The organism is Prauserella endophytica, from assembly GCF_005146945.1.
GTDB lineage: Bacteria > Actinomycetota > Actinomycetes > Mycobacteriales > Pseudonocardiaceae > Prauserella_A > Prauserella_A endophytica.
Window position 1 is genome coordinate 112,985 of sequence record NZ_SWMS01000003.1, and the last position, 21,393, is coordinate 134,377.

19 protein-coding genes are annotated in these 21,393 nt (G+C 71.3%); 10 read left to right on the forward strand and 9 right to left on the reverse strand.

Annotation, left to right across the window (positions count from 1 at the left end; all coding sequences use genetic code 11):
- Positions 1 to 64 precede the first annotated feature (64 nt).
- Both FCN18_RS07645 and FCN18_RS07650 read right to left on the reverse strand, forming a co-directional pair.
- Positions 65 to 562 (reverse strand): pyridoxamine 5'-phosphate oxidase family protein, encoded by a 498-nt coding sequence (locus FCN18_RS07645; RefSeq protein WP_137094111.1) that lies wholly within the window; start codon positions 560 to 562, stop codon positions 65 to 67.
- A gap of 8 nt (positions 563 to 570) precedes the next feature.
- Positions 571 to 2,103: an MFS transporter gene (locus FCN18_RS07650; RefSeq protein WP_112269318.1), complete on the reverse strand. Its 1,533-nt coding sequence runs from the start codon at positions 2,101 to 2,103 to the stop codon at positions 571 to 573.
- Positions 2,104 to 2,194: 91 nt separating this feature from the next.
- On the opposite strand from FCN18_RS07650, the gene FCN18_RS07655 reads away from it, so the two are divergent.
- Positions 2,195 to 2,725 (forward strand): TetR/AcrR family transcriptional regulator, encoded by a 531-nt coding sequence (locus FCN18_RS07655; RefSeq protein WP_112269320.1) that lies wholly within the window; start codon positions 2,195 to 2,197, stop codon positions 2,723 to 2,725.
- A 160-nt stretch (positions 2,726 to 2,885) separates the two neighbouring features.
- On the opposite strand, the gene FCN18_RS07660 is transcribed toward FCN18_RS07655, so the two are convergent.
- From FCN18_RS07660 to FCN18_RS07670, 3 genes are all read right to left on the reverse strand, one after another.
- A complete protein-coding gene (locus FCN18_RS07660) occupies positions 2,886 to 6,056 on the reverse strand; it encodes an arabinosyltransferase domain-containing protein (protein ID WP_113642174.1) in 3,171 nt (1,056 codons plus the stop codon).
- A 243-nt stretch (positions 6,057 to 6,299) separates the two neighbouring features.
- Positions 6,300 to 7,967 (reverse strand): AMP-binding protein, encoded by a 1,668-nt coding sequence (locus FCN18_RS07665; protein WP_137094113.1) that lies wholly within the window; start codon positions 7,965 to 7,967, stop codon positions 6,300 to 6,302.
- Positions 7,968 to 7,990: 23 nt separating this feature from the next.
- Positions 7,991 to 8,683 carry a GntR family transcriptional regulator gene (locus FCN18_RS07670; protein ID WP_137094115.1) on the reverse strand — a complete coding sequence of 231 codons (693 nt, stop codon included), beginning with the start codon at positions 8,681 to 8,683 and terminating at the stop codon, positions 7,991 to 7,993.
- Positions 8,684 to 8,911: 228 nt separating this feature from the next.
- On the opposite strand from FCN18_RS07670, the gene FCN18_RS07675 reads away from it, so the two are divergent.
- From FCN18_RS07675 to FCN18_RS07700, 6 genes are read left to right on the forward strand one after another with little or no spacing between them, the layout of a single operon-like run.
- The gene (locus FCN18_RS07675) at positions 8,912 to 9,724 is read left to right on the forward strand and encodes an ABC transporter permease (RefSeq protein WP_113642172.1); all 813 of its coding nucleotides are present in this window, start codon (positions 8,912 to 8,914) and stop codon (positions 9,722 to 9,724) included.
- Between the two features lie 34 nt (positions 9,725 to 9,758).
- A complete protein-coding gene (locus FCN18_RS07680; RefSeq protein ID WP_137094118.1) occupies positions 9,759 to 10,760 on the forward strand; it encodes an ABC transporter substrate-binding protein in 1,002 nt (333 codons plus the stop codon).
- Positions 10,757 to 11,536 carry an ABC transporter ATP-binding protein gene (locus tag FCN18_RS07685; RefSeq protein ID WP_137094120.1) on the forward strand — a complete coding sequence of 260 codons (780 nt, stop codon included), beginning with the start codon at positions 10,757 to 10,759 and terminating at the stop codon, positions 11,534 to 11,536. The genes FCN18_RS07680 and FCN18_RS07685 overlap by 4 nt, the downstream gene beginning before the upstream one ends.
- Positions 11,533 to 12,876, forward strand: a complete 1,344-nt coding sequence (locus tag FCN18_RS07690; protein WP_137094122.1) for a M20 family metallopeptidase — start codon at positions 11,533 to 11,535, stop codon at positions 12,874 to 12,876. Before FCN18_RS07685 ends, FCN18_RS07690 begins: the two co-directional genes overlap by 4 nt.
- Positions 12,873 to 13,499 (forward strand): VOC family protein, encoded by a 627-nt coding sequence (locus tag FCN18_RS07695; protein WP_112269336.1) that lies wholly within the window; start codon positions 12,873 to 12,875, stop codon positions 13,497 to 13,499. The genes FCN18_RS07690 and FCN18_RS07695 overlap by 4 nt, the downstream gene beginning before the upstream one ends.
- 26 nt (positions 13,500 to 13,525) lie before the next feature.
- Entirely contained in the window at positions 13,526 to 14,509 is a 984-nt protein-coding gene (locus tag FCN18_RS07700; RefSeq protein WP_137094124.1) for an LLM class flavin-dependent oxidoreductase, read from the forward strand.
- A 102-nt stretch (positions 14,510 to 14,611) separates the two neighbouring features.
- On the opposite strand, the gene rnhA is transcribed toward FCN18_RS07700, so the two are convergent.
- From rnhA to FCN18_RS07715, 3 genes are all read right to left on the reverse strand, one after another.
- Positions 14,612 to 15,085, reverse strand: coding sequence for a ribonuclease HI (gene rnhA / locus FCN18_RS07705; RefSeq protein ID WP_112269617.1), 474 nt, complete (start codon positions 15,083 to 15,085; stop codon positions 14,612 to 14,614).
- Positions 15,086 to 15,121: 36 nt separating this feature from the next.
- Positions 15,122 to 15,853, reverse strand: coding sequence for a polysaccharide deacetylase family protein (locus FCN18_RS07710; RefSeq protein WP_228713739.1), 732 nt, complete (start codon positions 15,851 to 15,853; stop codon positions 15,122 to 15,124).
- Between the two features lie 364 nt (positions 15,854 to 16,217).
- The gene (locus FCN18_RS07715; RefSeq protein WP_137094126.1) at positions 16,218 to 16,799 is read right to left on the reverse strand and encodes a dihydrofolate reductase family protein; all 582 of its coding nucleotides are present in this window, start codon (positions 16,797 to 16,799) and stop codon (positions 16,218 to 16,220) included.
- A gap of 179 nt (positions 16,800 to 16,978) precedes the next feature.
- Between FCN18_RS07715 and FCN18_RS07720 the strand changes: the two genes are divergently transcribed.
- Entirely contained in the window at positions 16,979 to 18,364 is a 1,386-nt protein-coding gene (locus FCN18_RS07720; RefSeq protein ID WP_137094128.1) for a M14 family zinc carboxypeptidase, read from the forward strand.
- Between the two features lie 242 nt (positions 18,365 to 18,606).
- Entirely contained in the window at positions 18,607 to 18,969 is a 363-nt protein-coding gene (locus tag FCN18_RS07725; RefSeq protein WP_112269346.1) for an ArsR/SmtB family transcription factor, read from the forward strand.
- 23 nt (positions 18,970 to 18,992) lie between these two features.
- On the opposite strand, the gene FCN18_RS07730 is transcribed toward FCN18_RS07725, so the two are convergent.
- Positions 18,993 to 19,508: a nitroreductase family protein gene (locus FCN18_RS07730; RefSeq protein ID WP_112269619.1), complete on the reverse strand. Its 516-nt coding sequence runs from the start codon at positions 19,506 to 19,508 to the stop codon at positions 18,993 to 18,995.
- 215 nt (positions 19,509 to 19,723) lie between these two features.
- Between FCN18_RS07730 and FCN18_RS07735 the strand changes: the two genes are divergently transcribed.
- Positions 19,724 to 21,349, forward strand: a complete 1,626-nt coding sequence (locus FCN18_RS07735) for an ABC-F family ATP-binding cassette domain-containing protein (protein WP_137094130.1) — start codon at positions 19,724 to 19,726, stop codon at positions 21,347 to 21,349.
- Positions 21,350 to 21,393 lie beyond the last annotated feature (44 nt).

The window sequence follows — 21,393 nt, forward strand, 5'->3', positions numbered from 1 at the left end:
CCTGGCCGCGGTTGATGTTGGTGAATTCCCGGCATATCCACAGTGGACTACCACTGTGGACGGATCAGGATTTCAACCCGCTCAGCTCCACCGTCCCCAGCGCGTGCAGCGGATCGCGCAGGAAGGTCAGCAGTGGCATGCCGACCCCGTAGGTGTTGAGCCTGCTCACCGGGGTGACGCGCAGGAAGCATCCATCGGGTTCCGTGAGCTCACCGTGCTTGGTGATGGCGGGCAATGCGCCGTCCTCCACCAGGCGCAGCAGGTGCGGGTCGTCGAGGGCGAGGATGTCGGCGACCGCCTGGAGCTGCACCGACGAGGGCGGGCCGAACGGCAGGCGCCGGACCGGGACGCACACGCCGACATTCGGGTTGGCGGCGATGTTGCGGGCCTTCCGGCTGCCCCGCAGGGTGCTGACGTACAAGGTGGAGCCCACCGCCTGGTACAGCACACCGGCGACGTGTGGCCGGTGTGCGGGGGAGGTGGTGGCGAGCGTGCAGAACGAGCGCTTCCTGATCGCCTCGAGCACCTGGCGGGTGGTCTTGTCCTGGGTGTTGGTGGTCATGAGGACAGTCAACGACGCGTAGTGGCGGGGGAGCCATCGCTGAGCGTCTCGCCCTCATCTTCCGCACGCTCGCGGTGGCGCCGCAGCAGGACCAGCGCCTGCACCCCCGTGTAGGCCAGCAGGACGGCACCGACCACGACGCTCACCTGCACGCCCTGCACGAACGCCTCCTTCGCCGACGCGAGCAGTGCGGCGGCCTGCTCGGGCGGCAGCTGGGCCGCGGTCGCGACCGCACCGCCGAGCGTCTCCCGCGCGGTCTCTCCCGCTTCGACGGGGACGCCCGAGCGGTAGACCGCCGTCGCGATGCTCCCGAGCACCGCGGTGCCGAGTGCGCCGCCCAGCTCGAAGCCGGTCTCCGAGATCGCCGAAGCCGCCCCTGCCCGCTCCGGGGGAGCGGCCGTGATGATCAGGTCGTTGGTCAGCGTCTCCGACAGCGGCACACCGAACCCGACCAGTGCCATGCCGGTCACGAGCATCGCCAGTCCACTGTCGACACCGATCGTCACCAGCACGACGAAGCCCGTGGCCGCGACCAGGAGCCCGCCGCCGATCAGCCACGGCACCGGGAACCTGCGCGCGAGCCTCGCCGCGGCGAACGATCCCGCGACACCGGCCGCCGTCGTCGGTAGCAGCCACAGGGCCGCGGTCATGGGCCGCATGCCGAGCACCAGCTGGAGGTACTGCGGCACCAGGAACAGCAGGCCGACGAGCGCGAACACGCCGAGCATGTTCGTGAGCACCGAGGTGCTGAAGGCCCGGTTGCGAAACAGCGACAGGTCGAGCATCGGATCGGGCAGCGCGCGCTGCCTGCGCACGAACACAACGCCGAGCGCGATCCCGGCGAGTGCGCTCAGCGCGGCGAGCGGTTCGACGCCGTACTCGGCGAAGCGCTTGATCCCGTAGACCACGGGCAGGATCGCCGCCAGCGACAGCAGTGCCGACAGCGGGTCGAACCGGCCGGGGCTCGGATCGCGGGCCTCCGGCAGCAGGAACGGTCCCGCTACGAGCAGCAGCAGCATCACGGGGACGTTGATCAGGAACACCGAGCCCCACCAGAAATGCTCCAGCAGCCATCCGCCGATCACCGGGCCCAGCGCCATGCCGCCGGAGAACCCGGAACCCCAGACGGCGATGGCGAGCCGCCGTTGAGCGGGGTCGGCGAAGATGCTGCGGATCAGCGACAGCGTCGAGGGCATGAGCGTCGCGCCGCCGACGCCGAGCAGCGCCCGCGCGGCGATGAGCATGCCGGGGCTGCTCGCGAAGGCGGCCAGCACCGAGGCCGCCCCGAACGCCGCGGCACCCGCCAGCAGCAGCTTGCGCCGCCCGACGCGGTCGCCGAGCGTGCCCATGAGCACGAGCAGGCCGGCGAGCACGAACGAGTAGATGTCGACGATCCACAGCTGCTCGGCGCCGCTCGGGCCGAGGTCCTCGCTCAGGTACGGCAGGGCGAATCCGAGCACGGTCATGTCGACGCTGATCAGCAGCACCGGCAGCACCAGCACAGCGAGCGCCAGCCAGTCCCGGCGTCCTGCCTTGGTCACGATGTCTCCCTAGAAATAACTGAACAGTCCAGACGGTAAAGTTTGCCCCTCGAGTCGAAACTAAACCGTCTGGACGGTATAGTCAAGCGCCATGGGCAGGCCTTCAGCGCGGGAACAGGTCCTCGACGCCTACGAGGACATCCTCATCGAGAGCGGCTCGGCCGCAGTGACGCTCGACGCCGTCGCGGCGAGAGCGAAGGTGTCGAAGGGCGGCCTGCTCTATCACTTCGGCTCCAAGGACGCGCTGCTCGACGGGCTGCTCGACCGTCTCGTGCGGCTCACCGTCGCCGACGTGGAGTACGCGCGCACGGCGCCGGAGGGTGTGGTGCGCTACTACCTGCTCTCCTCGGTCACCGATGCGAGCATGGACAAGCCCGCGCACCGAACGTCCGTCGCCGCGCTGCGGCTGCTCGGCAGCGAGCCGAAGGTGACCGAGACGATGGTGGAGGTGAGCAGGCTGTGGTCAGGCTTGCTCGCCGAGCACGTCGAAGACCCGCTCACCGCGGAGCTGGTCGCCGTGCTGGGCGACGGCCTCTACCTGCGGGCCACGGTGGGCGGGCCGGCCCGGCAGCCGCTGCTCGACCGGCTGCCGGACGTCCTGCACCGGCTCGACGTGAGCTAGTGCCCCCCGCCGGAAGTTCGCCACACAATTCGGCGGCCCCGCTTCCCGCCGGCTGCGTTGCCGGTCCGCCCAAGTACAGCCCAGTACGAGGACGAACCGGCGCCTTGCCAGCGGAAACCTGGACCCACCGACTCAAGCAACAGACTTCCGGCGGAGGGCACTAGCTCGTCTCGGCGTTGCTGTGCAGCTGGGAGGGCAGCACGAACTGGCCCGGCGTCCACAGTCCCGTCCTGGTCACCGTGCGCTGGTGCTCGGCGGCCTCGGCGGGCAGCGCGTCCGGCTCGTAGGGCTCGAGGACGTAGAGCGAGCCCCAGTCGCGGTTGAAGTCGCCCTTCAGGTACGTGGGCAGCTCGCGGGCGCGCGTGGTCACGTTGATCCAGCCGAACGGCCCGCCCGCCTTGGGGGACGACCAGGACTCGCCGATGTCGCGGAACGAGCCGCCCGCGCTCACGCGGTACTTCGGCATCTCCGCCACGCCGTTGACGACCGTGGACGGGCTCAGGCACGGGTGCTGGAAGGCCGCCGCCCACTCGAGGAAGGTCGGCGTGTCACCCACGACATCGGTCATCCGCTCCAGCGCGGGCACCCTGGGCGCGGTGAAGCCGAGCCACGCGTCGGGGCCGAGCCCGTTGTCCTCGGCGACGATACGGATCTGGTCGGCCTCGCTCGCGGCGCCGTCGACGGTGATCCGCGCGTCACGCCAGTCCGGCCCGCTGGAGGAGGCGGTGACCGGGCGCCGGTCGACGATCTCGAAGCCGTTCTCCGTCTGCCTGCCGAACTCGGCGGTCATCGAGTTGGCGCCGTCGATCTGTCCCGCCACCGCGACGACCACGGGGACGTCGCCGTCCTTCGCCCGCTGCGGCACCGGGTACCAGGCGGTGCGCAACTGGCCCGTTCCGTTGCCGGTCGGCTCGTGGCTTCCCCACGCGGGCGCGTCCCGTCCGCCCAGCTCCTCCGGCGGCTGCCAGCTCTGCCCGTTGGCCGTCTGCGGCAGGCCACCCCCGGTGACGAAGCCGTCCTGCGCCGGCTGGAGCCACTGCTCGGGGGTGACCTCCGGCGCGGTGCCCTCGGGGGTCTGCCAGCCCGGCGCCGGCGCGAGGGGCTGTTCGGGGCTGGGGTCGAGCAGGCCGCGGCGGGGATGCTGCTCGACGTACACGTAGTCCGAAAGGCCGCAGCTCTGCCTCGCCAGCTGCGCGGCGTTGTCGGTGCCGCTGTTGTAGGTGTTCCAGCGCTCGGCCGTGGCCTTGCCGATGCTGCCGATCTCGAAGAGCACCAGCACGGCGCACACGATCGACAGCGGCGCGGTGCCGAGCCGCAGCGCGCGGCTGCGGCTCTCCATGCGCGGCGGCAGCTCGAACGGCTTGTGCTCGTCGTGCTTGATGTGTTCCACCACCGCGACGGCGAAGGCGGCGGCGGCCGCCACCAGGAGCATGGTGCTGAGCGGTATCCCGAGGAGCTGCGGCGGCATGTCGTACCACGGCACGCCCCAGCCGGAGACGTACCACCACGCGTTCGGGCCGGTCGCGGCGAGCGCGGCGATGACGAGCAGCGCGGCGACGAACCCGGCCCGGTTGCGGCGCGAGAGCAGCACGTTGGTGCTGGTCGCCAGCGCCGTGAGCGCGGCGAGGGCTCCCCCGATCGTCGCGAGCATCCCGAAGTGGTGCGAGTGCTTGGTCGGGGTCAGGGCCAGCACCACGAAAGAAAGGCCGGCCATCGCGAGCAGGCGCCTGCTCGGGCCGAGTGCCGCGCCACGAATGATGCCGCGGCGCAGCAGCACCACCGCGCACGTGGCGAGGCACAGCATCACCAGCAGCACCGGGAACCGGCGGGTCATCGAGCCGTCGGGGCCGTCGGTGAAGAGCATCGTGTAGCGCGAGAGCTCCTGGTGCCACGCCTGGTTGGGCCCGATCGCCGTGCGCAGCTCGGTCGCCCCGAGCGCGCCGCCGAGCGTCTGGTCGTAGAAGACGAGGTTCAGGATCACGAAGCCGCTGGCAGCGATCGGCGCGAGCACCGGAAGCCAGCCGAACCGCAGCGCGTGGTGACGCACCATCTTGAACAGCGGCTTGCCCGCGACGATGAAGGGCAGCACCGCCATGAGGCCGTGCGGGTTGGTCGCCACGGACAGCGCAGCGGTGGTGAGGCCGAGCGCGGCGGGCAGCAGCCTGCGTGTGGCGACCGCGCGCTCCACCGCGCACAGCGTGATCAGCGACAGGACCGCGACGATGTTCTCCGGGCGCAGCCCGTTGTTGTAGGGCAGCCAGAAGGCGAGGAACACCGCGCCTGCCGCCCACGCGGCGGCGCTGCTGCGGCGGACCTGCTGGCCGAGGCGCGGCAGCACCTCCCTGCTGATGAGCACCCACGATGCGATGCCCATGAGCAGCGACGGCAGCCGCATCCACGGCGCGAGCGTGCTGACGTGCGTCATCGCGGCGTAGAGGTCCACGAACCACGCCATCGGCGAGTCGGCCGTGCCGTACCAGCGGTAGTACTCGCCGATGTAGCCCGCGTCGTCGCGGATCCTCGCCATGGTGAGGAAGTAGCCGTCGTCGGCGGTCATCGCGCCGAGGAGCCACCAGACCACGAGCGTGCCGACCACGGCGAAGTCCAGCGGCCTCGGTTTCCACCAGCCGCGCGGGGCGAGGCGCGGCGGCTTGCGGCCGGTCAGCCGGTCGAGGCGGTACAGCGCCCACATGGCGACCACGAAGCAACAGGTCGAAAGCACGATCGCGATCCACTTGACCACTGTGGCCGTGGTGTCCCAGCGGTTGTCGACCTCCACCGACACCGAAAGGCCACGCACGTCGTCGCTGCCCGCGTCCAGGTCGGAGTAGATGCCGGTGACCTGCGGCCGGTAGTCGCCCTCGGCGGCGGCGAGGACCTCGTCACCGATCCGCGCCGACGTGCCCGCGCTGTCGGAGCGGATCTCGATCACGCACTCACCGGGGCCGATCGGCGCCGAGCCGAGCTGCTGACCACGCGTGGTGATCGACAGCAGGCCGCTGTCCACGCGCAGCGCCAGCCCGGTGAGCCTGCCCGGCTCCGAGGTGGGGGCGTTGGTGCTGACCAGCGTCGCGGGGCCGTCGGTGCGGCGGTCGAGGTCCGTGGCGGCGGTGCAGGGGACCTCTGCGGTGAGCCGCACCGGGGCCTGCGCGGTCAGCGGCGCCGCGACCGCGCGGGTGCCCTGCTCCGTCGGCCAGTCGAGCGTGGTGACCTGCTGGTTCACCGGCAGCAGCGGAACGGCGATCGCGAGGATCGCGCTCAGCGTGCCCACGATCGTGGCGAGCAGGCCCAGTAGCTTGACGCGCCGCCGCCGGGACGACTCCTCGCTCACGCAGCGTTCCTTCCGGTCCGGGCTGCTGGGCCGCGCACCCTCATGCCCCCGAGATCTACCTCTTGTACGCGAGGAATGTACGACCGTGCGTAGCCGCGCGCCCGAGGGGGTCCCCACTCCCGGCCGCGAGTCGTGCGTTCCAGTCCGCGAGTCGTGCGTTCCCGACACCGAGTTTTGCGCTCCAGCACACGACTCGGTGTCCTGAGTGCGCTACTCGCGTGCTGGAGTGCGGGACTCGCGGGGTCAGTGGTCGGCGTGGCGCTCGCGGAGCTCGCGGCGCAGGAGCTTGCCAGAGACGGTCTTCGGGATCTCGTCGAGGAACTCGACCCGGCGCGGGATCTTGTACGCCGCGAGGCGCTCGCGCGCGAACGCGATCAGCTCCTCCTCGGTCGCCCGCCTGCCTGCCCGCAGGCTCACGAACGCCTTGATCGTCTCGCCTCGGTAGTCGTCGGGCACGCCGACCACGGCGGCCTCCCGCACGGCGTCGTGCTCGTAGAGCACGTCCTCCACCTCGCGCGGCCACACCTTGTAACCGCTCGCGTTGATCTGGTCCTTCTTTCGGTCGACGAGGTAGAACCAGCCCTCGGCGTCCATGTACCCCACGTCACCGGTGTGCAGCTCGCCGCCGGGGATCGCGCGGTCCGTCTCGTCCGGCTTGTTCCAGTAGCCCTTCACCACCTGGGGCCCGCTGATCACCACCTCGCCGATCTCGCCTGGCGGCAGCTCCGTGCCGTCGTCGCCGACGATCCGCGCCACCGTGTTGTAGACCGGCACGCCGATGGAGACGGCCCCGGACCGCTCGTCGACGGGTGCCCGCGCGGGCGCGGGCACGCCGTGGCTCGGTGAGGTGGTCTCGGTGAGCCCGTAGATGTTGTGGATGTACGTGCCGGTCAGCTCTTCGAAAGCCGTGATCGTCGACCGCGGGATCGGCGCTCCGCCCGACCAGATCTTGCGCAGCGACGCCAACGCCGCGCGGTCGGCGTTGGGGGCGTTGAGCAGCGCGATGAACACGGTGATCGCGCCCACCGTGAACGTGGGCCGCTGCTCGCGGATCACGTCGACCACCAGCGACGGCTCGAAGCGGTACGTCAGCACCAGCGGCGCCCCGAGCAGTAGTGCGAGAGTGACGTGGCCGATCAGCCCGGTGATGTGGAAGACGGGTGCGACGCCCAGCACGATGTCGTCCGCGCCCAGTTCGCACAGCTGCCGGTAGCACTGGGAGTTGAAGACGATGTTGCCGTGGGTGTTCATCGCGCCTTTCGGCGGTCCGGTGGTGCCCGAGGTGTAGGTCAGCACGGCGGTGTCGTCCGGCGCGAACGAAACCGGCGGCGGTGCCTGCCCCCGATGCGCCGCCAGGAACTCGGCGAGGTCCGCCGCGCCCCCGGCCGCACCAGTGCGCCCGGCACCGGCGAACACCCGCGCGTCGCCTCGGGTCTGGTACTCCAGCTCCGACGTCGTGAGCACCGTGCGCACCGCGGTGCCGCCGACGACCGCGGCCGCGACGTCGCGGTGGAGCCCCTCCAGCGTCAGCAGCACCGTCGCGCCCGAGTCGCGCAGCAGCAGCTCCAGCTCGCGCTCGCGGTTCATCGGGTTGACGTTGACGGCGATGCCGCCCGCCTTCCAGGTGCCGAGCAGCCCGATCGCGTACTGCGGCACGTTCTGCAGGTACAGCGCCACCCGTTCGCCGGGCGCGAAGCCTTTCGACAGCAGGCCCGCGGCGAACGCGTCGCTGAGTGCGGCCAGCTCGGCGAAGGTGAGGCGGCCGTCGAAGTAGCGGATCGCGTGGCCCCCGGGATCACGCCGCACCGCGGCCTCGAACATCGCCAGCGCGTGCGGGAACTCCGGTGCCAGCTCGGCCGGCTGTCCCTCGCCGTAGTGCGCGAGCCAGGGCCTGTCGTCATAGCCGGACACGAGGACACCTCCTCACGGTCGACCTAAGTCGGCCGGAGGACACGCGTCAACTCCGCGACCTTGCTCCTGCGCACGGTCTCCAGATGCCGCGCCATGACCTCGCCCGCGGTCGCCGGGTCCCGGCGGCGCAGCGCGGTGACGATCTCGTGGTGCTGCCGCTGGCCGAGCGCGATCTCCTCGGCGTCGTGCTGGTGCATGAGCGGGTTGTAGATCCGCTGGACGTCCAGCACCTGTTCGAGCAGCCGCGTGAGCGTGCCGTTGTTGCCGCAGGCGCGCAGCGCGTCGTGCCAGGCGACGTTGAGCGGGCGGATGCGGGCCCGGAGCTCTTCCGCCGTCTCCTCGTCGCCCGCTGCCCACAGCGCGCGCACGAGCCGGTCGAGCTCGTCGGTGAGCTGTTCGAGATGGGCGAGCCGCAACTCGCTCGCCGCGGTCGCGGCCCGCTCGGCGATGGCGCGTTCGAGGACGATCCGCGCGTCGAAGACCTCGATGATCTCCTCCGGCGACAGCTCGTGCACGACATACCCTCGGGTGCGCCGCGTGATCAGCCCCTCCTGGGCGAGCCGGGCGAGCGCTTCGCGCACGGGTGTCCGCGAGACGCCGAGGCGTTGCGAGAGCGGAGTCTCCAGCAGCACGGTGCCCGGCGGGAGCTCGCGATCGAGGATCATGCCGCGCAGCCGCTGATGCTGGACGGTCGCGGTGTCGTCCGGTCGCGTCATGTCGGCGAGTGTATCCATTTCCGTGCCGGATGAGGACACCGGAGAATTGTTCGCTGAATTACTAATCCGGTGACCACAAATAGGCACGTTTCCACATTCCAGGATGGATACACAATGAATTGACATGTACACAAAATCGCGCCTAGGTTGACCTGGCGAGCCGGGTGATTCCGGCCGCTTCCCGCACCGGAGCGATCCCTCGAACCCATCTCGTGACGGAGTGAACCCATGCCGACCTCGCGCACCGACGCACCCGCGGCCCGGCGCCGCAGGGCCGGGCTCGTCCTCGGGCAGGTGGCCCTGCTCGCCGGCGTGCTGGCGCTGTGTGAGGCACTGGTCCGCGGCAACGTGGTGTCCAGCCTGTACCTGCCCGCGCCGACCGACGTCCTCGACGAGGTGGTGCTGCTGCTGTCGGGGGACAACGGCTTCTACGGCAACCTCGCCGTGACGTTGCAGGAATTTCTCACGGGCTACCTGCTCGCTGTCGCGGCCGGAATTCTTTTCGGCCTGTTCCTCGCGCTCGTCCCGCTTGCCGAGGCGTTCTTCCGGCCGTTTCTCGCGGCGCTGATGGCGGTGCCGAAGGTAACCGTGATCCCGTTGCTCACCCTGTGGTTCGGGCTCGGCCTCGGACACAAGGTGATCATCGTGTTCCTGTTCTGTTTCTTCCCGATCGTCTACAACACGATCGCCGGCGTGAAGCAGACGTCGGCCGACCACCTCAAGGTCGCCAGGTCGTTCCGTGCGAGCCGATTCCAGGTGATCACCAAGGTGGTGCTGCCCTCGGCGGTGCCCACGATCTTCGCGGCACTGCGCGTCGAGGCGGCCGCCGCGCTCGTCGGCGCCATCTTCGGCGAGATGGTCGCGTCCAAGGCGGGACTGGGCAACGGCCTCACGGAGGCCACATCGCTCTACGACACCCCTAGGGCGTTCGCCTTCATCATCCTGATCACGCTCGTCTCCGTCGCGAGCGTCACCGTGATCGACCAGCTCGAGAAACGGGTCTTCCTCAAGTGGCGGCCCCGGCAGACCCGGCTGCGCTGAGCGGCCGGCCCCGAACCAGGAGGCAATCCCCGATATGTTGCGCAGCAGGAGAAAACCGGTCGCCGCGGCGCTCGCGGCAGTGCTGGCACTGACACTGACGGCGTGTGCGCAGGAGGTCGAGCGAACCTCGTCCGGCCTGATCAAGGTCACCTACGCGTCGTTCGCGGGCCCGAGCGGCCTGCCCGCGAAGTTCGGCAAGGAGAAGGGTTTCTTCGAGGAGCAAGGCCTCGACGTGACCTTCGTCGAGGCGCAGGACCCGGTGGGCCTGGTCAGCAGCGGTGACGTGCAGATCGCCGACTCCGACACCACCTCGGCCGTGATCGCCGCCGGCAAGTCGGCGCCGATCAAGATCGTGTCCTCGATGTATCGCACCAAGGGCCCGTTCTACCTCATCGGCGGAAAGAACGTGCGGGATATGGCCGACCTCAAGGGAAAGCGGATCGGCATCGGCCGCAAGGGCTCGGGCATGGAGGTCTACACCCGCTACATCCTGCGGGAGAACGGCATCTCCGAGTCGGAGGTGACGCTGATCCCCACCGGTGCCTACCAGCCCGCCTACGCCGCGCTGGAGAGCGGCCAGGTGGATGCCACGATCATCCACGAGCCGTTCGTGTCGCTCGCCGAGTCCACCGGCGTCGGTCACCTGCTCGCCAAGGGCTGGGACTACCTGCCGACGTTCCACACCGGCGTCGAGATCACGAGCACGCGGTTCGCCGAGGAGAACCCCGACGTGGTCAGGAAGTTCCTCACCGCGTACTTCCGCTCCGCGATCTACGCGAAGGAGCATCAGGACGAGTTCCGTGACTTCGCCAGCTCACAGATCAAGGTGCCGGCCGAGGTGCAGGCCAGCGCGCTCCGCCGCGAGGAGCCGATCTGGGAGAACAGGCCCGAGGTCGACCCGGGCGCGTTGCGTGACACTCAGCGGATCCAGCGCGAACTGGGCCTGCAGGACACGATCTACGAGACGAGCGAGGTCGTCGACGACACCTACCTGCCGAGCGCGCAGGACCTCGCGGCCGCGGGCAGCGCTCGATGAACGGGCAGGGCTTCACGGTCACGGGCGTGTCGAAGACCTACGGCGGCGCGGGTGAGGTGCGCGCGCTCGACGGCATCGACCTGACCGTCGGCGAGGGGGAGTTCGTGGTGCTCCTCGGCCGCAGTGGCTGCGGCAAGAGCACGCTGCTGGAGATCATGGCCGGGCTGCAGCGGCCCACGACCGGCACGGTGCGGCTCGGTGGCCGTGAGATCACCGAGCCCGACGAGCGGATCGGTGTGGTGTTCCAGGATCCCTCGCTGTACCCGTGGCGCACGGTCGGCCGCAACGTCGAGCTCGGGCTGGAGCTTGCGGGGTTGCCGAAGGGCAGGCGCCGGGCCGTCGCACAGGAGCACCTGGAACTCGTCGGCCTGCCGGACGCGGGGAACAAGTACCCCCGGCAGCTTTCGGGCGGCATGCGCCAGCGCGTCGGCATCGCACGGGCGCTGGCGACCCGGCCCGACGTGCTGCTGATGGACGAGCCGTTCGGCGCCGTGGACCACCTCACGCGCCTGCAGCTGCAACACGACCTGCTGCGGCTCTGGGCCGAGGACACCCGCACGGTGGTGTTCGTGACCCACGACGTCGCCGAGGCGATCGTGCTTGCCGACCGGATCGTGCTGCTGACCCCGGGACCGGGCCGGATAGCGCGAACGTGGGACGTGCCGCGGCCGAGGCCCCGCACGCTCGGTGACCCCGGGCTGACGGCGCTGCGGGAGGAGATCTACGCCCAGCTCGAAGACACCGGTACGTGGGAGAAGGAGGGACAGCCACGATGACCGTCCAGTACCTGAGGCGGCCCTACCCCGGGCTGCGGGAGCGGCGGGGCCGCGAGCTGGAGCGTGTGCTCGGCGAGACGGCGCCGGCGTCCTCGCCGCACACCGGGGCCCCGCCGGAGACACTGACGGCGCTGACCAGGCGGCTCGGCGTGCTGGCGCCGGAACTGACCGCGCTGTCGCTCGACCTGCACGCCCACCCGGAGCTGGCCTACGCCGAGCACCACGCGGCGTCGGCGATCGCGGACACCGTGCGGGCACACGGCATCGCCGCCGAGACCGGGGCCTACGGCCTGCCTACCGCGGTCCGCGCCGTCGCCGGGCGAGGCGGCCCGCGCGTCGGCGTGGTCGCCGAGTACGACGCGCTGCCCGGCATCGGGCACGCGTGCGGGCACAACATCATCGCGGCGAGCGCCGTTGGCGCCTTTCTCGCCCTGGCGCACGCGCTGCGGGAGGACGGGGGCACCGTCGAGCTGATCGGCGCGCCCGCGGAGGAGGGGGGTGGTGGCAAGCAGCGCATCCTCGACGCGGGCGGGTTCGACGACATCGACTTCGCGCTCATGGTCCACCCCGGCAACCTGGACGTGGCCGGGAGCCGCTCGCTCGGTTTCCGGCAGGTCGCGGTGACCTACCGGGGCCTGGCCGCACACTCCGCCACCGGGCCGCACTGGGGCGTCAACGCGCTCGACGCCGTCGTCACCGCCTACAACGGCATCGCGCAGCTGCGCCAGCACATCCTGTCCTCCGACAAGGTGCACGGGATCATCACCGACGGCGGGCAGGCGCCGAACGTGGTGCCTGAGACGGCGTCCGCGGTGTTCTACGTGCGCTCCCTGGACATCGACACACTCGCCGACCTGCATGGGCGGGCCGACGCGATCCTGCGGGCCGCGGCGCTGGCGACGGGCACGGTGGCCGAGATCCGCTGGGACGGCGCGCCCGCGTACCTGCCGTTGCGCGCCAACGCGACCCTGGAGGCGCGCTACGCCGTGAATCTCGCGTCCCGGCGCAAGGTCCTGCCGGCCGAGGCGCGGCCTGCCGACGAGGTGGCCTCGACCGACATGGGGAACGTCAGCGTGTACGTTCCGGCCATCCATCCGATCATCGCCATCGCCCCGCGTGGCGTCGCCAACCACACCGCGGAGTTCGCGGCCTACGCGGCCGCGGACTCCGGCACCGCCGCCATGCACGACGCCGCGTTCGGAATCGCCGCCACCGCGGCCGACTTCCTCGCCGACGAGCGGCTGCGCGCCGACGCCCGCGCCGAGTTCGACCGCGCGGGCGGCCGCGTGCACCTCGCCGACGCACTCCACCCCGACACACCGGAAGGCACCAGTTCATGACCGAACCACTGCTCGACCACCTCGTCTACGCGGCACCCGACATCGACGAGCTCGTGACGTCCTTCGCCGAGCGCACGGGTGTCAAGCCGGTGCTCGGCGGCAGGCACGTCGGCCGGGGCACCCGCAACTACCTCGCGGGTCTCGGCGGCAACGCCTACCTCGAGCTGATCGGGCCCGACGATCCCGAGGCGCCGGAAGGGAAACCGGCGACCTTCGGCATCGACCGGCTCACCGGGCCGAGGCTCGCCGCGTGGGTCGTGCGCCCGCCGGACATCGAGGCCACCGTCGAGCGCGCGAGGGCGGAGGGCTACGACCCCGGCGACATCGGCCCGCTGTCGCGGCGCACCCCGGACGGCACGCTGCTGGAGTGGCGGCTGACGCCCAACCGCGGTGACCGCCTCGACGGGCTCGCGCCCGCGCTCATCGACTGGCTGGACGCGCCGCACCCGACGACGAACGACCTGCCCGTCCTGCCGCTGGTGTCCCTGCGCGGGTTCCACCCCGACCCGGCGGCGCTCCTGGCCGCATTGCGGGCGCTGGACGTCGAGCTCGACGTCACCGAGGGCGCTCCGGCGCTGGAAGCCGTGCTGGACACGCCGAACGGCCGGATCACCCTCCGCTAGCGCGGAGCCGAGAAGGAAGGGACTCCATGACACAGCAGCGGCAGATCGGCCTGACCCTGCCCCAGCGCGGCGCGTTCTTCGACGTGCTCAGCCTCAGCGAGCTCGTCGAGACCGGGCACTACGCCGACGAGACGGGCCTGTTCGACTCCGTCTGGATCGGCGACAGCCTACTGGCCAAACCGCGGCCCGAGGCCATCGCCCTGTTCGGCTCGCTCGCGGCCGTCACCTCCCGCGTGCGGCTCGCCGTCGGCTGCCTCGCGAGCTTCCCGGTCCGCGACCCGATCCTGTTCGCCGACCAGTGGGCGACTCTCGACCAGCTCTCCAAGGGCCGGATGCTGCTCGCCGTGTGCACGGGGATCGTCAAGGCCAGGGACGCCTCCGCGAAGGAGGGCGCGCTGTACGGCGTCACCGACCGCTCGCGTGCCGCGCGGCTCGAGGAGAACACCGAGATCATCCGTCGCTTGTGGACGGAGGACAACGTGACGTTCCACGGCGAGTTCACGTCGTTCGAGGACGTGACCGTGCTGCCGAAGCCGGTGCAGTCGCCGCCGCCGGTCTACATCGCGTCGAACCCTGCCCCGCAACCGCTCGCCAAACGCGCGCTGCGCCGGGTCGCCCGCATCGCGGACGGCTGGATGACCACCCGCAAGAGCCCCGAGCACCTGACCGTGAACCTGCCGGCCATCAAGGAGTTCCTCGCCGAGGAGGGCCGCGATCCGGAGGACTTCGGCGTCTCGGCGTACCACAACCTCAACCTGAACCCGGACCGCGAGGCCGCCTACGACGAGAGCTACCGGTTCCTCGGCGAGTACTACGGTCCAGTGTTCAGCAGGGAGGACACGCGGCACTGGACGGCGACGGGTACCCCGGACCAGGCCGCGGCCGACATCCAGGCGCTCTACGCCGACGGCGCCACGGAGGTGACCCTGCGCATCACGTCGTGGGACTGGCGGCGGCAGCTCAAGGTCCTGGTCGAGGAGGTGATCCCCCGGCTGGACCTACGCCCCTGAGGCCGCCACCCAGTGAAGGCGACTGCAGTGAAGGCCACCTTCACTGCGTCGAACGCAGTGAAGGTGGCCTTCACTGCAGAAGGGGCTACCGGCGGTCGATCGTCAGGTACCTCTCGCGCGGGCGGCGGCTGAGGAGAGTCGCTCGCGCGCCTCCTGCACGCCCTTCACGGCGAGCTTGTCGGCGCGCTCGTTCTCGGGGTGCCCGGCGTGCCCCTTCACCCAGTGCCACTCCACCCGGTGCCTGCTCACCGCGGCTTCGAGCCGCTGCCACAGGTCGGCGTTCTTCACCGGCTCCCTGGTGCTGGTGAGCCAGCCGTTGCCTTTCCAGCGCGTCATCCAGCTCGTGATGCCGTTGCGGACGTAGCTCGAGTCGGTGTAGAGCTTCACCACCGAGGGGCGCGTCAGCGCCTCCAGCGCGCGGATCGGCGCCGTCAGCTCCATCCGGTTGTTGGTGGTGGTCTCCGGTTCGCCGCCGTACAGCTCGCGCTCGTGGCGGCCGTAGCGGAGCACCGCGCCCCAGCCGCCGGGGCCGGGATTGCCACTGCACGCGCCGTCGGTGTAGATCTCCACGATCATCGGCTCGGCGGCGTCCACGCGGCGAGGTTAGCAACCTCAGGGGAAGCCGAGCTCGTAGCCCTGCGCGAGCAGCCACGGCAGCAGCTCGGCCAGCGCGGCCACGGTCTGCTCGCGCTCCCCGCCGCCGTCGTGCAGCAGCACGACCGCGCCCGGTGCGACGCCCTCCTTGACGGTCGTCACGATCCGTTCGGCACCGGGCAGTGTCCAGTCGCGGGAATCGACCGACCACGCGAGTGAGCGCATGCCGTGCCGGGCCGCAACGGCGCTCGTGCGCTCGGACCAGTTCCCTGCGGGTGCGCGGAAGTAGGGGATGGGCACGTCGCGGCCCGCCGCGATCTGCAGATCGGTCCAGCCGCCCACGATCTCGGCAGTGATGCGCTGCTCGCTGCGGGTGCGCAGGTCCCGGTCGTGGCTGACGGTGTGGTCGCACAGCCGCATGCCGCGGGCCAGCACCTCCTGGACGAGCTCGGGATGGCGGCGGGCCTCGGAGCCCAGCATGCAGAACGTGGCCACGGCGTCGTGCTCGGACAGCAGGTCGAGGACCTGTGGCGTGTAGACCGGATCGGGGCCGTCGTCGAACGTGAGCGCGACGACTCGGCCGGGACGCTCGGTGTGCCGGACGACCTCCGCGGTGACCGGTGTCGCGCGGGCCGGCGTGGATTTCCCTTGGTTGACCGGTTTCGTGGCCGTGGGTGCGCCCTCGGCCGACGAGCCGCGCAGCGCGGCGACGCCGAACGTGGTGATCGTGACCAGCGTCAGAATCAGCACGGCCCAGCGATAACAGTAGGGAGGCCGCAGCACGCGGTAGCGCATGCCGTAGCACGATAAGGTGAAATTGTTCCCGGACGAGTTAACGAATTGCGCGTGTCGCCCTTTTCTCGATCGCATTCCGTGGCGATTCCGCTGTTGGTTCTAACGGTGTGCGCCGTTCGCCCGTTTCATTGGAATCGCCATGTTCCCGCCTCGGTACCGCCGAGGGACTCTCCGGCTCCGCCGCGGCGCCCCTGTTCTGCTGCTGATCGGCCTGTCCGGACTCGCACCTGACCGACGCAGCTCCTGCCGGCCGACCTGCTCGAGCCCGCGACGGCGGGGAGGAGGTTGCTCCCGCCGTCGCGCGGTGAGCCGACGGTTCCTAGGAGCGCAGGACCTGATAGCGCAGGTGGGTCGCGTCGCGCCCGTCGAGCCGCCGGACGAGCCGCAGCTCGGTGGGGTCGCCGTCCCGGTCGTCGAACAGTCGCCTGCCCGCGCCGAGCAGAACGGGCACGAGGTGGATCTCCAGCTCGTCGAGCTGGCCTGCCTCCAGCAGCGCCCGCGCCGCCCCCGCTCCGTGCACCAGCACGGCACGGTCGCCCGCGGCGGCCCTGGCGTCGGCGGCACACGCGAGGACATCCGTGTAGAACCGGGCGCTGCCCGGCGGCTCGTCGCCCTCGTCGACGTGGTGGGTCAGCACGTTGATCGGCACGCCGTCGTGGTGGTCGCCCTGCCAGCGGCCCGCCAGCTCGAAGGTGCGCCTGCCCGAGATCACGGCACCGGTCGCCATGGCCTCGCCGTACACCTGCCCGTCCGGTCCGTCGGACATCCGGTGGTCGAGCCAGTTGAACAGGCGCCCGCCGCCCTGTCCGAGCTCCTGCCCGGGCCGGTCGTCCGGTCCGGCGATGAAGCCGTCCAGCGACATGGCCATGTACAACCGGATCTGCGCGGTCTGTCGTGTCATCGGATCGTTCCTTCCTGGCGACTGCTGTCCTGCCTACGCGTCGAACGCCAGGGGCGCGTTTCGACACACTCTCGTCCCGGATGAGGCCAAGCCGGTGAACCGGGGCGCGAGCCCCTTGGCCGGGCGCCAGGTCAGGACGAGACTCGCGGGCGCGACCGAATCCGAGGGAGGACCCACCCGTGCTGTCCGAGTGGCTGGTCAAGGAGATCGACGAGGTTCCCCCGTTCAGCGCGTTCGCCGGGGTCGACGAGCTGCACCGGCGGCTGCGTGCCGTGGCCTCGGCCTATCCGGAGATGACTCGCCTGCGCCGGGTGGGCACGTCGCGGCAGGGTGAGCCGTTGCTGTGCCTGTCCGTCGACGGCGACGCGGACCTGCCGGTCGCGCTCGTGTTCGGGCTGCCGCACCCCAACGAGCCCATCGGCGGACTGACCGCTCTCCACCTGGCCGAGCGGCTGTGCGGCGACGCCGGGCTGCGCGAGCGGCTGGGCCACCGGTGGGAGATCATCGCGTGCATCGACCCCGACGGCCTGCGGCTCAACGAGGGCTGGCTCGCCGGGCCCTTCACCCGGGAGCACTACGCGCGCAACTTCTACCGTCCCGCGGGCGGCGACCAGGTCGAGTGGACCTTCCCCCTCGACTACAAGGACGCCTACTTCGACGCGGCGCTTCCGGAGACCCAGACGCTCATGCGACTGATCGACCAGCTGCGCCCGGCACTGGTCTGCTCGCTGCACAACAGCGAGCTCGGCGGCGTCTACTACTACCTCAACCGGCCCGAGACGGAGCTGTACCCCGTGCTGCGGGCGATCCCGGAGACGCTGGGGTTGCCGCTGGACCACGGCGAGCCGGAGGGCCCGCACATGGTCCGCTTCTCCGACGCCATCTTCCGCGGCTCGTCGATCCGGCCCGCCTACGACCGGCTGGTCGAGAATGGTGGCCGGTGGCCTGGCGGCTCGGGTGACAACACGGCGTCCTACGCCGAGCGCTACGGTGCGCTGACGCTCATCAGCGAGCTGCCGCACTGGAAGGACCCGGCGACGGCCGACGAGACGCCGTCGGACACGCCGTACGCAGGCGCGCTCGCCACCAAGGCGCGGGACCTCGGCGAACTGCACGCCTTGCTGCGGGAGACGCTTGACGACGTGGAGGGGAGCCTCATGGTCCCCGACTCGCCGTACTGGCGGGCGAGCCGGTTCTTCACGGACTTCCTCTCCGCGGCGGCGGACTCGGCGCGCGGGCGCAGCGAGTCGGCGGAGGCACGGCGGCGCGCGACGGTGGCCGAGGTCGCCTCGCTCGCCGGCGACGTGCACAGCTTCCGCCTGCGTTACGCCGGAATCCTGCTCCGGGCGCTCGACGGCGAGCTGGCTGTCGGCAACGTCCGTGCCGCCGTGCGGGAGGCGAGGGAGCGAGTCGCGGCGCAGTACGACCGCTGGCTCGCCGAGGACGCGGCCGTGGAGCGCTACGAGGTGGTCCCGATCCGGCTGCTCGTGGCCACGCAATACGCCGCCACGATCGCCGCCGCCGAGTACCTCACCGCCCGAGCCGTCATGCCCGCGTCCGGGTGAATCGGCCGGTGCCACAACGAAGAGGGGAGCTGTCTCCCCGGGTCGGGGTCCGAAAAGGACCCGTCGTCCCCGGGGACGGCTGCGCTGCGGACCGTGGGTGCCGGACGGCGGCAGGACGGCAGCCGTGCCGGTCACCGCGGCCGCGGCGGGCACGGCCGCGGCCGCGCCTGACCGGCGATGCCCGGCACCCTGGCTACCTATGAAGACGTCTTCATACAGGTAGCCTGCGCTACACTCCGGCCATGGGACACGGGGTGGAGGGCAGGGCCCGGCCCGCCGCGCGGCTCGACGCCGACGCCGCCACTCACGTCGCGACCACGCTGCAGGCGCTCGCGACGCCGAGCAGGCTGCTGATTCTCACCGAGCTGCGCCAGCGGCCCCTGCCCGTCACCGAGCTTGCCGAGGCGGTCGGGATGGAGCAGTCCGCCGTCTCCCACCAGCTGCGGCTGCTGCGCAACCTCGGCCTGGTCAGCGGCACCCGCTCGGGCCGCAGCATCGTCTACAGCCTCTACGACAACCACGTGGCGCAACTGCTCGACGAGGCCGTTTACCACATCGAGCACCTGCGGCTCGGCCTTGCCGACCGGCCGGGTGCCGCGGACTGACCGTCCTGAGTGGACTAGCGTGCTCAGGCCCGGAAGTGGGTCAGCAGCTCCCGCACCGGCTTGCGGCCCGTGGGGATCGCCGAACGACCCGGCGGCGCCGGTGCGGGACGGCCGAGCGCGATGGCGTGGTCCGCTCGCCAGGGCGCGCACAGGCCGACGAGCCGTGCCGCGGCGTACGCGTTGTCCTCCGGGTAGAGCGAGACGGGGCAGCTGCCCAGCGACCGCGCGTGCGCGGCGAGCAGCAGCGACTGGCAGACCCGGCCGAGGTCGAACTCCGTGTCCTGGCTTCGGTCCGGGCCGGAGAGCAGGAGCAGCACGGTCGGCGCGTGCGCGAGCACCTGTGCGTACTGGCCCAGGCGGGCCAGCCCGGCCCGTACCCCCCGGTCGTTCACCGCGACGAACCGCCAGGGCTGCCGGTTGCGCGCCGATCCCGTCCAGCGTGCGACGTCCACGATCGCCTCGATGTCCTCCGGCGGCACCGCGTGGTCGAGGAAGAAGCGGGTCGCGCGCAGGGACGTGATGAGGCCGGTGTCGGTCATGCCGCCATCGTCGCAGCCGCCCGCGACGGAAATCACGAGCGGCCGGCGATCTTCGTCTGTTATCGTGGACCCGTGCAATACCTGTACTTCCTCTGATCGGTCGAGCACCTGGCCGCCCGTGTCGTCTCCGGGCAGAGCCGGGCATGTCGCATGTTCGCCCGAACTTCCCGGACCGTTCCGCCAGCCGTGCGAGGTCCGGACCAGCTGGAGGAGGTATGTCCAGTCTCATCGTGCTGCCCGCACGGGCGCGTGCCCACCTCAACGCCACCGATGTCACGCTGGCGCGCGGCGGTAGGCCCGTCCTGACCGGAGTGGACGTCACCGTGTCGGCGGGCGACCGCCTCGGCGTCGTCGGCGAGAACGGCCGGGGCAAGACCACGCTTCTGCGGGTCCTCGCGGGAACGCTAGAGCCCGACTCGGGTTCCGTGCACCGTGCCGGCACCCTCGGCGTCGCCGACCAGGAGATGCCTGCGGGCGACCACCGCACCGTCGGCGACCTCATCGACGTGGAGCTGAGCCAGGTCCGCGCCGTGCTGCGGGACTTCGAGGCCGCCACACTCGCGCTCGCCGAGGACCTTCCCGGCGCCGACGAGACCTACGCCGAGGCGCTCGCGGCGGCCGAGGCGATCGACGCGTGGGAGGCCGACCGCCGCGTGGACGTCTCGCTCGCCGCGCTGGGCGCCGTGGCCGACCGGAGGCGACCGCTCGCCGAGCTATCGGTGGGGCAGCGGTACCGGATCCGCCTCGCGTGCCTGCTCGGCGCCGGGCACGACCTGCTGCTGCTCGACGAGCCGACCAACCACCTCGACGCGAGTGGGCTCGACCACCTGACGGCGAAGCTGCGGGAGCACCCGGGCGGCGTCGTGCTCGTCAGTCACGACCGCGCGCTGCTGTCCGATGTGGTCACCACGGTGCTCGACCTCGACCCCACCTCAGACGGCCGTCCCCGCGTCTACGGTGGCGGGTACGCCGGATACCGCGAGGGACGGCGGGCCGAGCGGGAACGGTGGGAGAACGCCTACCGGGACCAGCAGAACGAGCGGCAGCGGCTCGCCCAGGACCTCTCGGCGGCGCAGAACCGGCTGTCCACGGGCTGGCGTCCGGAGAAGGGCACCGGCAAGCACACCCGCGCCACGAGGGCACCCGCACTGGTGCGGGCGGTGCACCGCAGGCAGGAGGAGCTGGAGGCCCACGTCGTTGACGTGCCGAAGCCGCCGATGCGGTTCCACCTGCCGGAGCTGGCGACCCTGCCGGGCGCCACGCTCCTGCGGGCCGACGAGGTGACCGTGCGCGGTCGGCTCACGGAGCCGAGGTCGGTGCTCCTGCGCTCCGGCGACCGGCTCGTGGTGACCGGACCGAACGGCTCGGGCAAGTCGACGCTGCTCGCGGTGCTCGGAGGAGTGCTCGAGCCCGACACCGGCTCGGTGCAGCGCAAGCGCGGAGCCAGGATCGGCCTGCTCGCACAGGAGTCGCCACGCCCGTCGCGGCGGCCCGCGTTCGAGGTCTACGAGGCCGCCGTCGGCAGGCTCGTCAGCGAGGGACGGCTCGCCGAGTCCGAGCGGATCGGGCTCGGGCAGCTGGGCCTGCTGCCCTCCTGGGCCGCGCACCGGCCGGTGGGCGAGCTGTCGATCGGGCAGCAGCGCAGGCTCGACCTCGCGACACTGCTGGCGGCGCGCCCGCACGTCGTGCTGCTCGACGAGCCGACGAACCACCTGTCCATGGCGCTCGTGGACGAGCTGACCCAGGCACTCGGAGCCACGGGCGCTGCGGTGGTGCTCGCGACGCACGACCGGCAACTGTTGCGCGACACCGCGGGCTGGCCGCGGCTCGCGGTGGGCTGAGGGCGAGGGGTGCCGGGCCGGGGTCCGGCACCCCTCGTACCCGG